Genomic DNA, 13,808 nt, shown 5'->3' with positions numbered 1-13,808 from the left:
CGGCCAGTTCCGCAACGAGAGGACGACGAATGAAACTGCTTTCCTTCCTGCTGGATGGCCAGCCCTCCTATGGCGCCCTGCGCGGCGATGGCGTGGTGAACCTCGGGCGCCGCCTCGGGGCGCGCGCGCCGACGCTGCGCGCCCTGCTGGCGGCGGATGGTCTCGCCGAGGCGGCGCGAATCGCCGCCGGGTCCGAGCCGGACCATGCGCTCGACGGCCTGCACCTTCTCCCGGTCGTCCCTGATCCGGACAAGATCATCTGCGTCGGCCTGAACTACCGCGACCACGTGGCCGAGACCGGGCGCACCCTGACCGAGAAGCCGGCCCTCTTCGCGCGCTTTGCCGGCAGCCAGGTGGGCCACGGCCAGCCGCTGGTTCGCCCCCGTGCCTCGACCGATTTCGATTACGAGGGCGAACTGGCCGTGATTATCGGCACTGGCGGACGCCATGTGTCGGAGGCCGATGCCCTGAAGCATGTTGCGGGGTATTCCTGCTACAACGAGGGCAGCGTGCGCGACTGGCAGCGGCACACGAGTCAGTTCCTGGCGGGCAAGACCTTCGCCGGCACCGGCGGTTTCGGTCCCTGGATGGTCACCGCCGACGAGATCCCCGATCCCGCCGCACTGACGCTGGAGACGCGGCTCAACGGGCAGGTGGTGCAGCACACCTCCACCGGGCTGATGATCACGGCGGTTCCGGCGCTGATCGCCTATATCTCGACCATCCTGCCGCTCCTGCCGGGCGACGTGATCGTCTCCGGCACGCCGGGCGGCGTGGGGATGAAGCGCACCCCGCCGCTGTGGATGAAGCCCGGCGACGTGGCCGAGGTGGAGATCTCCGGCATCGGCATCCTGCGCAACACCGTGATCGACGAATAGGCCGCAGCCCGGCCTCCCCCCAAGGGCTCCAAGGAAGATCCGCCATGGCGATCCAATCCCTCGGCTACATCGGCATCAACTCCACGAAGTCGGAGGATTGGGGCCGCTTCGCCACCGGTCTGCTCGGCATGCAGCCGGTGGACCGCTCCCGGGCCCGGCAGGCCTTCCGCATGGACGACCGCAAGCAGCGGCTCCTCGTCCAGGCGGAGGGGGGCGACGGACTCGGCTTCCTCGGCTGGGAGATGGAGAGCCGGGCGGATCTCGACGCGCTGGGCGCGCGGCTGGAGGCGCACGGCGTCACCGTCGCCCGCGGCACGCGCGCCCTGGCTGACGAGCGACAGGTCGGCGACCTCATCCGCTTCTCGGATCCGGGTGGGAACGCGCTGGAGGCCTTCTGCGACCCGATGATCGCCACGGACGCCTTCGTGCCGGGAAGGCCCATCTCCGGCTTCCTCACGGGGCCGCTGGGCATGGGGCATATCGTGCTGAACGTGGCGGAGATCGACACGCTGATGCCCTTCTACCGGGACGTGCTCGGCTTCCACGTCAGCGACTACGGGCTGGAGCCGTACAAGCTCTACTTCTTCCACGTGAACGGTCGCCACCACAGCTTCGCCATGGTCGGCTCCGGCCGGCGCGGCGTCCACCACTTCATGGTGGAGCTCGGCAGCCTGGACGATGTGGGCCAGGGCTATGACCTGGCGCAGGGGGAGGAGGGGCGCGTCGCCTACACCCTCGGCCGCCACGCCAATGACCATATCACCTCCTTCTACGCCCATACCCCGTCAGGCTTTTTCGTGGAGTATGGCTGGGGTGGGCGGATCATCGATCCCGCGACGTGGCAGCCGCACGAGACGACGGACGGCCCGAGCCTCTGGGGCCATGACCGGCTCTACGACATGCCGGAGGCGCAGCGTGCCAAACTGCGGGAGATGCGCCTGTCCGCCGCCGCCCGCGGCGTGCGCGTGCCGATGCCGGCGCCGAACTGCGCCTGGCTGGACGCCGTCGTCGCCCAGGAGTAGGCGGGCACGCGACCGCGGCGGACCGGTCGCGGCGAAGGCTCCTGCAGAAGGTCCATCAGGAGCAGAAGGGGAGCCGGAGGGACACGTCCCCCCGGCCTCGCCTGCCCTGACCAACACTCCGGGCGGTCCGATCAATAAGTGGCGCGGCCGCCCGAGATGTCGAAGGTGAAGCCGGTGGTGAAGCTGCAATCCGGACCTGCGATCCAGGCGATCATTGCGGCGATCTCGGCGATCCCCGCGAAGCGCCCCATCGGGATGCGGCCCTTTGCCGCGGCGATGAAGTCCGGTGTCAGCGCCTGCAGCAGCTCGGTTTCTGCCATGGCGGGCGCCACGCTGTTCACCAGCACGCCGCTCCCCGCCAGTTCCCGCGCCATGGACTTGGTGAGCCCGATGACGCCGGCCTTCGCCGCCGCATAGGCGCCGATCTCCGGCGTGCCCTCCTTCCCGGAGAGGGAGGAGACGCTGATGATGCGCCCGTGCCGCCTTTCGCGCATGCCCGGCAGCACGGCGCGGCAGCAGTGGAAGACGCCGGTCAGGTTCACCGCCAGCACCTGATGCCAGGCCTCCGGCGGATACTCCCAGAGCGGGTGGACAGGGCCGGTGATGCCGGCGTTGTTCACCAGGATATCCACCCGGCCCAGCGCCGCTTCCGTCTCCGCCACGACGGCCTGGACGGAGGCGAGGTCCGTCACGTCCACCCGGGCCAGCAGCGCCGGCCGGAAGGCCGCGCTGTCGAGCAGCCCCGGGTCGCGGTCCCAGATCGCAACCCTTGCCCCATCCCGCGCGAGGCGCTGCGCGGTGGCGAGGCCGATGCCGCGCGCCCCGCCCGTCACCACCGCGACCTGGCCTTCCAGCGGCTTGCTCATGAGCGGCTCCCTGTCGCCGGACACGTTTATTCCTCCGCCTGGAAGCCGGACGCTGCGACCACCGGGCCCCAGTGGTCGCGCTCCGCGCGGACGCGGGCGGCGAATTCGGCCGGCGGGCTGGTGGTGACCCGATACTCCATGCGCTCCAGCGCCGCGCGCAGCTCCGGCTTGGCCGCGGCGGTCAGGACGGCCTGGTAGGCCGCTTCCACGACCGGGCCGGGGGTGCGGGCAGGCAGAAAAAGGCCGAACCACTCCTCGCTGGTCAGCTCGGGGTAGCCCTGCTCGGCATAGGTCATGATCTCCGGCAGGCGTGGGGCTCGTTCGGGCGCGGAGATGCCGAGGATCCGCAGCGCGCCCGCGCGGTAGAGCTCGGTGGCATCGCCCGCCGTGCAGCTGACCGCGTGGATCTGCCCGCCCAGCAGGTCCTGCAGGGCCGGCGCCGTGCCACGATAGGGCACGTGCGTCATGCCAAGGCCCAGCGCCCGCGCGATCTGCATCGTCATGAAGTGGGTCCAGGTGCCGGCGCCCGGCGTTCCGTAGCTGATCTCGCCGTTCCGGCGCTTTGCCCATTCCGTGAACTCGGCGAGGTTGCGGGCGGGGTGATCGGCCTTCACCACGAGGGACTGCGGATAGCTGACGACCGGGCTAACCGGGATGAAGTCGCTCAGGTCGTAGGCGAGGCGGCGGTAAATATGCGGATAGATGGTGAACTGCCCCGCTGCCATATGCACCAGAGTGGTTCCATCCGGCGTGGCGCCCTTCGCGGCCTCGAGCGCCAGCCGCCCGCCCGCGCCCGAGCGGGCTTCAACGATGACCTGCGGCGCGTAGACGCCCCGCATATGCTCCGCGTACAGGCGCGCCACGTTGTCGCTGGCACCGCCCGGCGGGAAGCCGTTGATGATGCGCGCCACGCGGTTCAGCGACTGGGCGCGCGAGGGCTTCGCCGCGCCGGCGGCGAGGGCACCGGTGATGGAGAGGCCGAGCGCGGCCCGGCGGCTCAACGGGTGATTCATGAAGTCCTCCCTTGGCCTGCATTTTTGCAGGTCCTGTTATTGGACGGCCCGCCGGCGCCAGGAGCTGCCGTGCGGGGACAGTGGCGACCGGTGCGTTGCGGTCGCGAACCTCTCCTTCAGGCGGCTGCCGACACCGTCAGAGACCCTCCAGCATCGGCAGCCCCGCCGCGGCCGCGGCCTCGGCCAGTCCTTTCCAGGTTCCGGCCGGCAGCGGAATGCCCCTCTCCAGGCGCTCCACGCGCACGGCATCGCCGCGCTCGCCGGGCAGCAGGAGACGATCGGTCCCCGGCGCCGGCGGCTGCGACGCCACGGCCTCCGCCAGCGCGGCCACCTCCGCCTCGAAGGCACCCGGCTCTCCGAAGGCGGCGATGTCGAGCGCGATGGCGGTGCCGTTCATGCGCGTGCCCTTGGCGCCCGCCAGGGCCGGCGCCAGCACGGGATTGCCCGCCGCGAGGCTCGCGAGGCACTCGATCATCAGCGACAGGCCGGAGCCCTTCGCGCCCGCCATGGGCGTCAGCGTCGCCACCGCCGCCGCGTCGGTCGTCGGCTGGCCGGCGGCATCCAGGCCCCAGCCCTCCGGGATGGGCCGGCCCGCGTTGCGCGCGTTCTGGATCTTGCCGAGCGCCACCGTGGCCGTTGCCATGTCCAGCACCAGGGGCGGCCGGTTGGCGGCGGGGATGCCGATGGCGAGGGGGTTGGTGGAGACCACCGATCCCCGGCTGCCGTGATAGGCCATCAGCGGCAGCGAGGCTGTCATCACCATGCCGACCATGCCGGCCTCGGCGGCCTGGAGAACATACTGGCCCACGGCGCCTGCATGGGTGATGTCACGCGCCACGCACCAGCCGACATGCACGGCGCGCGCGCGCGATATCGCCACCTCCATCGCGCGCGCCATGCCGATCGGTCCCGGGGCGCGGTCGGCATCCAGCAGCGCGATGGCGCCGTCCTCCCGCAGCAGCCGCATGGTCGGGCGGGCCTTGATCTCGCCGCTGCGGAGCAGTTCGAGGTAGCGCGGGACCCGCAGCACACCGTGGCTGTCCACGCCCCGCAGGTTCGCCCCGACGAGGCTGCGGGCCCAGAAGACGGCGTCCTCCTCGCCGACGCCGGCATGGGTGAAGAGCCCCGCCACGAAGCCCTCCAACGACGCGGCGGAGACGCGCGGCGAGCCCTGCGCCCCACTCATGCCGGCACGGCCGTGCGGGCCGGGAAGTGCTTGTCCAGCCAGCCCTTCACAAGATCCTTCGTGCGCTGGTTGTTGCCGGCCAGCGGGAAATGATCCGTGCCGGTGATCAGCACGAGGTCCTTCGGCTGTCCGGCCTTCTCCCACATGCGAATCGACTGCTCGGTGGGCGTCACGGTGTCGTCGGCACCGTGCAGGAACAGCACGGGCCGCGGGCTGATCCAGTGGATCACCTCCTCCGCCTTGAAGTCGTACATGCTCTGCGCGGTATCGGCCGAGACCTCGATCTGCGCCTTGGGCGACAGGTGCTTGCGCAGGTGCTCGGCCATCGGCACCACGTCGAAGCGCGGCACGATCGGCGCCTTGCCCGTGCGCTCCTTCTCGGCGCGGGCGCGCTCCAGCATGCCCGTGAACGTCTCCCACATCGGGCCGGGATGCTGGCCCCGGAACTTGCGCTCCCCGTGGCCCCAGCCGCAGGAGGAGATGACGGCGGCGAAGCGCTGCTCGATGGCGCCGGCATAGCAGGCGACGGCGGCGCCGAAGCTGTGGCCGATCAGGCCGACCCGTGCGGTGTCGATCTCCGGGCGCTGCACGAGCCAGTTGAGCGCGTTCTTCGCGTCCGCCACCTGGTCGTGGCACAGCACGTAGCCGCGCTCGCCCTCGCTCATCCCGCAGCCCCGGAAGTCGAAGCGCAGGGCGGCGTAGCCCCAGCCCGCCAGCATCTCGGCCATCAGCTGGGCGTGGCTGTCGTCCTTCGAGCCGATGAAGCCATGCAGCACGATGAAGGCCGGGACGCGGTCGCCTTCCCGGTAGCCCGCGGGCAGGTGCAGGTTGCCGGCCAGGCGCAGACCGTCCGACGGAAAGCTGACTTGGGTGTTCATTCTCGTCTCCTCAACGTGTCGTGGGTGGCGTGACGCGGCGTCTAGTCCGGCGCGATCCCGCGTTCCTGAATCAGGGACCGCCAGCGGGCGATCTCGTTCACCATCAGCGCCCGCAGGGCCTCCGGAGTACCGCCGACCACGTCGCCATCCACCAGCTCCGCCAACCGGGCCTGCAGGGTGGGATCGCGCAGCGCCTGGTTGGTGGCGGCGTTCAACCGTGCCACCACCGCGGGCGGGGTGCCGCGCGGGGCCAGCAGCCCGGCCCAGGTGGAGGCATCGTAGCCGGGCAGGGCGGCCTCGGCGACGGTGGGCACCTGCGGCAGCCGCGCGGAGCGCTGCAGGCCGGTCACGGCCAGCAGGCGGAGCTGGCCGGATTGCTGCAGCGGCAGCGCGACGTTGGTGGCGGTGATGGCGAGCGGGATCTCGCCGCCCAGCACGGCCGTGATGCTGGCCGCATCGCCGCGATAGGGGACATGAGTGATGCGCACGTTCCCCATGGCGTTCAGCAATTCGCCCGCCAGTTGCTGCGTGGTGCCGCTGCCGGCTGAGCCGAACTGCCAGGCGCCGGATGCCTCCCCTGCCGCGCGCAGCATGCCCTTCACGTCGCCCACCGGATTGTCCGCCCGTACCGCGAGGACGAAGGCGTAGCGCACGACCTGCGCGATCGGCTCGAAGCCCTCCACCGGCTCGTAGTTCCCGCTGCGGCCGAAGGCGGCCGTCACGGCGTGTCCGCCGGTGACGAGGCCGAGGATCGATCCGTCCGGCACCGCGCGGGACAGGGCGGCGGCGGCGATGTTGCCGCCCGCGCCCGGCCGCGGGTCCACGACCACCGGCTGGCCCAGTGCCGCGCCCATGGGACCGGCCAGCAGGCGGGCAACGCCGTCCGCGGGGCCGCCCGGCCCGAAGCCGTGCACCATCGTGACCGGCCGCCCCGGCTCCTGCGCCTCCGCCGTCCCCAGCGCGCAGGCCGCCAGCCCGGCCGCGAACACGTCTCGCCTCCGCATGATCCGCTCCTCTCCTCCCCTCATCGCCCGGGCTCTTCGGCCCGTGTCCGCCGCTACTCGCTGGCGGCGTCGCGGAATTCCTGTGGCCCCTGGGGTCCCCACTGCGAGCGCAGCCCCTGGCTGCGCGGCAGCAGCCGGTAGGGATGCGTGCTGTTCAGCAGGTCGGAATCCGTCCAGTGCTCGTGCAGCCGTCCCCAGGGGTCGTTCCAGTAGTCGAAGATCTGGCTGCCCAGCGTGTGCCGCCCGATCCCCCAGCAGTGCTGGTATCCCTGGCCCTTCAGCCACTCATGGCCGGCCCAGACGTCGTCCACGTCATGCACCTCGAAGGAGACGTGGTTGAGCCCGACGCGCGGGTAGCGGCCGAACATCATGATGTGGTGGTCCACGTACTCCTCGCCCCGGTCGGCACGGTTGAAGCTGGCGAGCAGCTCGTCCGGGTCGTCCTCGACATGCACCTCCTCGGAGGCGACGAAGCCGAGATGGCGCTGCGCCCACGCCACCGAGCCCTTCACGTCCGGCGTGCTGAAAACGACGTGGCCGATGCGCTTCACCCGGGACGGCGCGGTGGAGACGCGGGTGAACTCCCCCTTGCGGTCGCGACGGAGGCCGGTGTTCCAGGCCGCCCGCTGCACCGGGATCGCTGCTGCGGAGGCAATGCCGTGCACCACCTCGACCGTGTAGCCGTTGTGGTCGGTCAGCCGCACGCGGAGCCCGCCGCCCGGCTCGTCGATCGGCTCCACGGCCGAGGCGCCCTCGGCCTCGGCGGCCAGCTTGTGCAGGTCCGCCTCGCTATCGGCGAGGAAGGCGGAGGAGAGCACCTTGGCCGGCCCGCGCTCGGTGATGTGGATGTGGTGCGCGGCATCGGTGCCGCGCATGTACAGCCGCTCCTCCGTCCGCTCGACGCGGACGAGGCCGAAGTCGCTTAGGAACTTCTCCGCCTCGTCCAGGTCCGGCGAGCGCAGCCGGACCCAGGCGATATCCTTCACCTTGATGATCGGTTCGATCATGACGTTCCTCGTTCTTCTCTCTGCTTGTCCCGGTGCGTCGGCCCGGGGTCAGTCGGAGCCGGGCTCTCCGGGCTCGGGCATGAACTGCGGCGCGTAACGCAGCACCGTGTCGGTCGTCTCGGCTAGGTGACGGCGCAGCAGGGTGCCCACCTCCTCGGCCTGCCGGCCGAGGGCCGCGTCGCGGAGCAGCTCGTGCTCGCGGCGCTTGTGGATGCTGAGCGGCCGGTGCTTCTGCGAGATCAGCCGGTAGCGCTCCATGTGGTCGTAAAGCCCGGCCCGGACGCGCAGCACCCAGCGGGAGCGGCAGGCGGCGACGAGGGCAAGGTGGAAGGCACGGTGGCAGGCCAACCACTCGCTGCTGCGCCGGATCCGTTCCTCCCGCGGCAGCGCCTCGATGCGCGAGAGGCGGTGGAAGCTGGCGACGATCTCCGTCTCCCATTCCGCGTCGCCGTGGCGGACGGAATCGACCACCGCGCGCTCCTCAAGCTCGATGTAGAGGGCGGAGACGTCGAGCAGGTCCGCCCGCGAGACCGGCGCGACGCGGTAGCCGCGCCCCGCCGACATCTCCACCAGCCCCTCGGAGAGAAGGTGCGACAGGGCCTCGCGCAGCGTGCCGACGCTCGAATCGTAGCGCTCCTGCAGCATGGCAGTGCCGAGTTTGGATCCCGGTGTGAACTGGCCATCCAGGATGTCGCTCTTCAGGCGCGATTGGACGGCCTGACTGATCAGGGTCGTATCGGCCAGGCGCTTGGTCGCACCCACTCCGTTCATGCCATCCCTCCGGAAACGCAATCCAGGTTGGCCCCTCAACTTTCGAAAGTCAAAGAAGATTCGAAAGGCATTGCGTGTGGCGGCGTCCTGTGCCCTAGTTCCCGTGCGGGCGACCAGCCGAGCGTGGCCGCCCCGCCAACCGCGCGAAGCGCGGAGGGAGGTTTCATGTCCGGTTCACCCCAATTCCGCCTCGCGCGCCGCGCCGCGCTTCTTGCCGCCGGCGGCGCCCTGTCCGCCATGCGCCCGGCCCGCGCGCAGCTCGTGTCGCGCAATGTGCGCATTCTCGTGGGTTTCGCGCCCGGCGGACAGATCGACGCCGCCGCGCGCCTTCTGGCGGAGGCGCTGCGCGGCACCTACGCGCCGAGCGTGGTGGTGGAAAACCGCCCGGGCGCAAGCGGCCGGCTGGCGCTGGAGGTCGCTCGGACCGCGGAGCCCGACGGCACGACGCTCGTCCTGACGCCGTCCGACCAGCTCGTGTTCTTCGGGCAGCTCTATGGCAACCGCCTGCGCTACGACCCACTCGGAGACTTCACTCCCGTGGCCAAGCTCAGCGAGTACTACATGGGTTTTGCGGCCGGCCCCGCGACGCCGGCCAAAACCCTGGGGGAGTTCGTCGCGTGGGCGAAGGACCGGCCCTCCGTTCCCTTCGGCATCCCGGGGCCGGGAACCCTGCCGCATTTTCTCGGCATCCAGCTCGGTAAGATTGCCGGCCTGCCCTTGCAGGCGGTGGCCTATCGCGGCGACGGGCCCGCCGTGCAGGACGTCATTGCCGGTCAGATTCCGATGAGCGTCAGCGCCTTCGCCAGCCTGATGCCGCTGGTCGGCAGCACGCCGCTCCGCGTGATGGCGGTCGGCATGTCGCAACGCCTGCCCGGCCTGCCCGACGTTCCGACCGTGGTGGAGGCCGGGATGCCTGACCTCGCCCTTGGTGGCTGGCAGGCGCTGCTGGTGCCGTCGCGCACCCCGGCGTCACTGGTCGCGGCCCTCGACGCGGCGGTAGCGCAGGCGGTCACGCAGCCGGCGATGCGGGAGGGCATCCTGCGGCTCGGCCTTGTCCCGGGACACGAAGGCGCGGCGGCGCTCCCGGCCCGGCTCCGGCGGGAGCAGGAACAGTGGCGGCCGATCGTGGAAGCCTCCGGCTTCCGCCCCGAGGACTAAGGGGCTCAGCGTCGAGCCCGGGCTGGCTCTGTCCTGGCGGGTCGGCGGAAGCCCTGCGCTCCCGGGTCTCCTGCCGAGCTTCTCCAGTCAGATTGTTTCCTGCACCGGGGAGTATCGGCCATCGCACGAAGGTCGCCTCCCGACACAACGCATCGTCAGGCTGCGGCGCCGTCGTCGTTCCAGGATATTCCCGGCAGCCCGAGAGGGAAGGAGGAGGCCGGGGAAATTTCTCTCCCCGGCCCCTGGAGTTGACACGCATCAAGGCGAGAACCGCCCGCCCTCAGTCGATCCGGATGCCGCTGGCGGCGATGACCGCGCGCCACTTCACCACCTCCTCGCGCGTCATCGCCGCGAGGAGGGGCGGCGTGCCGCCGATCGGATCGACGCCCTGCTGCTGCAGGCTCGCCAGGGTCGCGGGGTCGGCGAGGAAGGCGTTCGTCGCCTCGGCGACGCGCCCCACCGGCCCCTCGGGCGTGCCGGCGGGGGCGTAGAGGCCCCACCAGCCATCCACGACGAAGTCGTCCAGCCCGGCCTCGGCCATGGTCGGGACCTCCGGCAGGGTTGGCGTCCGCCGCGCGGAGGTGACGGCGATGGGCCGCAGCGTGCCCTCCCGGAAGTACGGGACGAGGGCGAGGTAGTGGTAGAACATCGCATCCACCCGGCCCGAGAGCACGTCGCCGATCGCCTGGGCCCCACTGCGATAGGGGATGTGCACGGTGTTGATCCCCGCGCGCTGGTTCAGCAGCGCCTGGGACAGGTGTCCCGTGGTGCCGTTGCCGGCCGAGGCGAAGGTCAGCGGCGCCCCACCCGACTTCGCGAGCGCGACGAGGCCGCGCAGGTCGTGCGCCGCCAGGCCGGCGCGCACCGCCAGCACCGCCGTGGTGCGCGCGAAGGGCACGACCGGCGCGAAGTCCCGGACCGGGTCGAAGCCGGGATCGGCGTAGAGGCTGGCGTTGACGCCGTGGGTGCCGCTGGTGCCGAGCAGGAGGGTGTAACCATCGGGCGGCGCCTTCGCCACGATGGCCGAGCCGAGGTTGCCGCCCGCGCCGCTGCGGTTGTCCACCACGACCGGCTGGTCGAGCGCGCGGCCGAGCCAGGGCGAGAGGAGGCGGGAGAGGATGTCGGTGGTCGTGCCGGCCGCGAAGGGCACCACCAGCCGGATGGGCCGCGCGGGCCAGCCGCCCTGCGCGCGGGCGCGGGACGCGGCCAGGGCACCGAGCGCGGCGGCGCCGAGCAGGCCGCGCCGTGGAATCGGGGTCATGACAGGATCTCCTCCCGCGGCGCCGCGGTGGGGCGTGCCGGCCACTGGCCCGGTGCCTCGGCCAGGGCTCGGCGGATGGCGGCGCCGTGCTCGTCCACCCGCGGCGCGGCGCGCACCGAGGGGGCGCGCGCGCCGTCGAAGGTGAAGGCCGGGCGGATCGCGCGCTCCGCGCCCTCGTGCCGCTCCGCCACGGGGACGACGAGGCCGAGATGCCGCGACTGCGCGTCGTCCTCCGCCTCCGCCACCGAATTCAGCGGCGCATGCGGCAGGTCGAAGGTCGCGAGGTGCGCCAGCCATTCCGGCCGCGTGCGCGCGGCGAAGCGCGCGTCCAGCGCCTCGACCAGCGCCTCGTAGTTGCGGATGCGGTCGGGCCGCGTGGCGAAGCGCGGATCGGCCGAGAGCGGCTCCCCGCCCAACGCCTCCACCAGCGCCCGCCAGAACTTGTCGAGCGAGGAGAGGTGCAGGCCGATGTGCCGCCCGTCGGCGCAGGCGACGATGCAGGCATGGGCGAGGCGCGGGCGGGCGAGCGCGTCCGGCGCCTCGCCGAGCGCGAAGAAGGTGGTGAAAGGCTCGATCGCGAAGTGCGTCATCGCCTCCAGCATGGAAACCTCCACCAGGCGCCCGCGCCCGCTGCGGCCGCGTTCCACCAGGGCGCCCAGCACGCCGAGGGCGGCGTAGAGGCCGGTGATGGCGTCCGCCAGCGCGGGGCCGAGCAGACGCGGCCTCGCGGGGTCGGTCGCCACGCTGAGGAAGCCGCTCAGCGCCTGGGTGACGGAATCGTAGCTGGGGCGGTCGCGATAGGGCCCGTCCGGCCCGAAGCCGCTGATGGAGCAGTAGACGAGGCCGGGGTTCAGCGCGGAGAGGCGGGCGTGGTCCGCGCCCATGCGGGCCGCGGCGCCCGGGCGGAAGTTCTGGATGAACACGTCCGCGCCGCCGGCCAGCTCGCGGAACACCGCCTCGTCCGCGGGCTCGCGCAGGTTGAGGGAGATGGCGCGCTTGTTGCGGTTGTAGGCCTGGAAATGCGGGCTGTAGAGGCCTTCACCGAAGGCGCGGTAGGGGTCGCCGTCACCGGCCGCCTCCACCTTGATGACGTCGGCGCCGAGGTCGGCGAGCGCCATGGCGGCGCAGGGGCCAGTGATGAAGGTGCCCTGCTCGACGACGCGAATCCCTTTGAGGATCTCGTGCATCACAGCTCCTCCGCCACGAAGCCATCCGGCGCCTTGCCCTCGTAGCGGATCGCCTTCGTGGCCGCGTGATACAGGGTGAAGCCGATCGGCTGCTCCTGCTCCTCCAGCAGGTGCGCCACCAGGCTCGCGGTGCGCGCCAGGATCGGCACGCCGCGCAGTGCCAGCAGCGGGTAGCCGGCATCCAGCAGGGTCGCCGGGATGGCGGCGGAGACGTTCATCGTCAGCGCCTTGCCGACGACCTCCGGCAATACCCGCTCCACCGCCTCGGCCGCCTCGACATGGGGGCCGGCGACGCCCAGCTCCGTCGCGAGGGAGAGCAGGCGCTCGGCGCGGGCGTCGCGCTGCTTGTGCAGGGGATGGCCGTAGCCGGGAATGGCGCGACGTGCGGCGCGGTAGCCGCCGGCCACGGTCCGCGCGGCCGCCTCCAGGTCCCCTCCATGCCCCCCCCGCGCGGCGAGCACCTCGTCGAACAGGCGCCCGGCCGCGTCGGCGGCACCGAGGATCACCGAGCCGCAGCCGAGCACGCCCGCCGCCACCGCGGCCTGCAACGCCTCCGGCGCGGCGGCGAGCGTCATACGCGCGGCCTGCACGCTCGGCGCCAGACCGTGCTCGGCGATGGCGACGAGGGTGGCGTCGAGCATCCCGCGCTGAGACGGCGTCGGAAGGCGCCCGACGACGAGAAGCCAGATGTGGTCGGTGAAGGAGACGGTGCCGATCAGCTCCCGCGACAGGTCATGGCCGCGCACCACGATCGCCTCGGCGTTCGAGGCGGAGATGCGCGTGATCGGCAGGGTATCGGGACCGATCTTCATGGCTGCACTTCCTCCATTTCTCGCATAGCGAAGATTTTTCGTTCTTTCCCGATGATCGTCGCCGCCGTGGCCGTGTCAAGAAGGGACCCCGCCCGCTTGTTGCCGAGCCAGACGATCTGATCTCCCTCCTCCAGTTCCAGCTCGTAGGCCCTCTCGGGGATGCTGGCCTCGAAGGCATCCGCCAGGGCACCGGCTAGGCGCGGGCTATCGATCACGAAGCCCAGCGCCGTGTTCAGCTCGGCCGAGCGCGGATCGAAGTTGAACGAGCCCACGAAGATCCGCTCTCGGTCCACGACGAAGGTCTTGGCATGCAGGCTGGCGGTGGCACTGCCGAACAGACCGGCGCGGCCGCCGCCGGCGTCACCGTTTTCGGGCAGACGGCGTAGCTCGAACAGTTTGACACCTGAGGCCAGTAGTGCGTATTCTAGTGATCGTGGGCAGCAGTTCCAGGCGATCGTGGGCACGAATTCCACGGCATCGTGGGCAGGCTTCATGCCGATTGGCTAATCGTTCAGGAAGGCTCTCTGGCGTCAAGCGTTTCGGTGGTCGTGGCGCGTCTGGCGGTGATGCGTCGCATGCTTTCGCCGCTGAGTTCGATGCGGTGGGCGTTGTGGACGAGGCGGTCCAGGATGGCGTCGGCCAGGGTTGGGCTGCCGATCACTGCGTGCCACTCCTCGACCGGCACCTGACTGGTGACGATGGTGGAGCTGCGCCCGTGGCGGTCTTCCAGGATCTCCAGCAGGGTTTCGCGTTCGGGTTGGGTCA

Annotated in this window: 15 protein-coding genes; 3 read left to right on the top strand and 12 right to left on the bottom strand. The window is 71.3% G+C overall.

All coding sequences use genetic code 11. From position 1 onward, the window contains the following. Positions 1 to 29: 29 nt before the first annotated feature. Both BUB97_RS20850 and BUB97_RS20845 read left to right on the top strand, forming a co-directional pair. The gene (locus tag BUB97_RS20850; protein ID WP_073138376.1) at positions 30 to 878 is read left to right on the top strand and encodes a fumarylacetoacetate hydrolase family protein; all 849 of its coding nucleotides are present in this window, start codon (positions 30 to 32) and stop codon (positions 876 to 878) included. A 44-nt stretch (positions 879 to 922) separates the two neighbouring features. Beyond that, on the top strand, positions 923 to 1,900 hold the full coding sequence (locus tag BUB97_RS20845; RefSeq protein WP_073138374.1) for a VOC family protein: 978 nt from the start codon (positions 923 to 925) through the stop codon (positions 1,898 to 1,900). Between the two features lie 131 nt (positions 1,901 to 2,031). On the opposite strand, the gene BUB97_RS20840 is transcribed toward BUB97_RS20845, so the two are convergent. The 7 genes from BUB97_RS20840 to BUB97_RS20810 form a co-directional block, all read right to left on the bottom strand. Further along, complete coding sequence (locus BUB97_RS20840; protein ID WP_073138461.1) at positions 2,032 to 2,766, bottom strand: SDR family NAD(P)-dependent oxidoreductase; 735 nt, start codon at positions 2,764 to 2,766, stop codon at positions 2,032 to 2,034. 26 nt (positions 2,767 to 2,792) lie between these two features. Then, positions 2,793 to 3,779 (bottom strand): tripartite tricarboxylate transporter substrate-binding protein, encoded by a 987-nt coding sequence (locus BUB97_RS20835; RefSeq protein WP_073138372.1) that lies wholly within the window; start codon positions 3,777 to 3,779, stop codon positions 2,793 to 2,795. Positions 3,780 to 3,915: 136 nt separating this feature from the next. Beyond that, positions 3,916 to 4,965 carry an Ldh family oxidoreductase gene (locus tag BUB97_RS20830; protein ID WP_073138370.1) on the bottom strand — a complete coding sequence of 350 codons (1,050 nt, stop codon included), beginning with the start codon at positions 4,963 to 4,965 and terminating at the stop codon, positions 3,916 to 3,918. Next, positions 4,962 to 5,843 carry an alpha/beta hydrolase gene (locus tag BUB97_RS20825; protein WP_073138368.1) on the bottom strand — a complete coding sequence of 294 codons (882 nt, stop codon included), beginning with the start codon at positions 5,841 to 5,843 and terminating at the stop codon, positions 4,962 to 4,964. Before BUB97_RS20825 ends, BUB97_RS20830 begins: the two co-directional genes overlap by 4 nt. A 41-nt stretch (positions 5,844 to 5,884) precedes the next feature. Further along, on the bottom strand, positions 5,885 to 6,847 hold the full coding sequence (locus tag BUB97_RS20820) for a tripartite tricarboxylate transporter substrate-binding protein (RefSeq protein WP_073138366.1): 963 nt from the start codon (positions 6,845 to 6,847) through the stop codon (positions 5,885 to 5,887). Positions 6,848 to 6,900: 53 nt separating this feature from the next. Then, positions 6,901 to 7,854, bottom strand: a complete 954-nt coding sequence (locus BUB97_RS20815; protein ID WP_073138364.1) for a VOC family protein — start codon at positions 7,852 to 7,854, stop codon at positions 6,901 to 6,903. Positions 7,855 to 7,902: 48 nt separating this feature from the next. Beyond that, positions 7,903 to 8,625: a GntR family transcriptional regulator gene (locus BUB97_RS20810; RefSeq protein ID WP_073138362.1), complete on the bottom strand. Its 723-nt coding sequence runs from the start codon at positions 8,623 to 8,625 to the stop codon at positions 7,903 to 7,905. A 165-nt stretch (positions 8,626 to 8,790) separates the two neighbouring features. On the opposite strand from BUB97_RS20810, the gene BUB97_RS20805 reads away from it, so the two are divergent. After that, a complete protein-coding gene (locus BUB97_RS20805; RefSeq protein ID WP_073138360.1) occupies positions 8,791 to 9,783 on the top strand; it encodes a tripartite tricarboxylate transporter substrate-binding protein in 993 nt (330 codons plus the stop codon). A 280-nt stretch (positions 9,784 to 10,063) separates the two neighbouring features. Here BUB97_RS20805 and BUB97_RS20800 read toward each other — a convergent pair whose 3' ends face one another. The 5 genes from BUB97_RS20800 to BUB97_RS20780 all read right to left on the bottom strand — a co-directional run. Further along, complete coding sequence (locus BUB97_RS20800; RefSeq protein WP_073138358.1) at positions 10,064 to 11,044, bottom strand: Bug family tripartite tricarboxylate transporter substrate binding protein; 981 nt, start codon at positions 11,042 to 11,044, stop codon at positions 10,064 to 10,066. Continuing rightward, positions 11,041 to 12,231: a CaiB/BaiF CoA transferase family protein gene (locus tag BUB97_RS20795; RefSeq protein ID WP_073138356.1), complete on the bottom strand. Its 1,191-nt coding sequence runs from the start codon at positions 12,229 to 12,231 to the stop codon at positions 11,041 to 11,043. Before BUB97_RS20795 ends, BUB97_RS20800 begins: the two co-directional genes overlap by 4 nt. After that, positions 12,231 to 13,043 carry a citryl-CoA lyase gene (locus tag BUB97_RS20790; RefSeq protein ID WP_073138354.1) on the bottom strand — a complete coding sequence of 271 codons (813 nt, stop codon included), beginning with the start codon at positions 13,041 to 13,043 and terminating at the stop codon, positions 12,231 to 12,233. The genes BUB97_RS20795 and BUB97_RS20790 overlap by 1 nt, the downstream gene beginning before the upstream one ends. Then, the gene (locus tag BUB97_RS27305; protein WP_073138352.1) at positions 13,040 to 13,537 is read right to left on the bottom strand and encodes a phospholipase D-like domain-containing protein; all 498 of its coding nucleotides are present in this window, start codon (positions 13,535 to 13,537) and stop codon (positions 13,040 to 13,042) included. Before BUB97_RS27305 ends, BUB97_RS20790 begins: the two co-directional genes overlap by 4 nt. Positions 13,538 to 13,554: 17 nt before the next feature. Next, on the bottom strand, positions 13,555 to 13,808 hold a 254-nt coding region (locus tag BUB97_RS20780), incomplete at its 5' end, for an ATP-binding protein (protein ID WP_175562698.1).

Origin of the sequence: Muricoccus roseus, from assembly GCF_900141905.1 — a bacterium.
Taxonomy (GTDB): Bacteria; Pseudomonadota; Alphaproteobacteria; order Acetobacterales; family Acetobacteraceae; genus Roseomonas; species Roseomonas rosea.
This window is presented reverse-complemented; position numbering and strand designations above follow the sequence as displayed.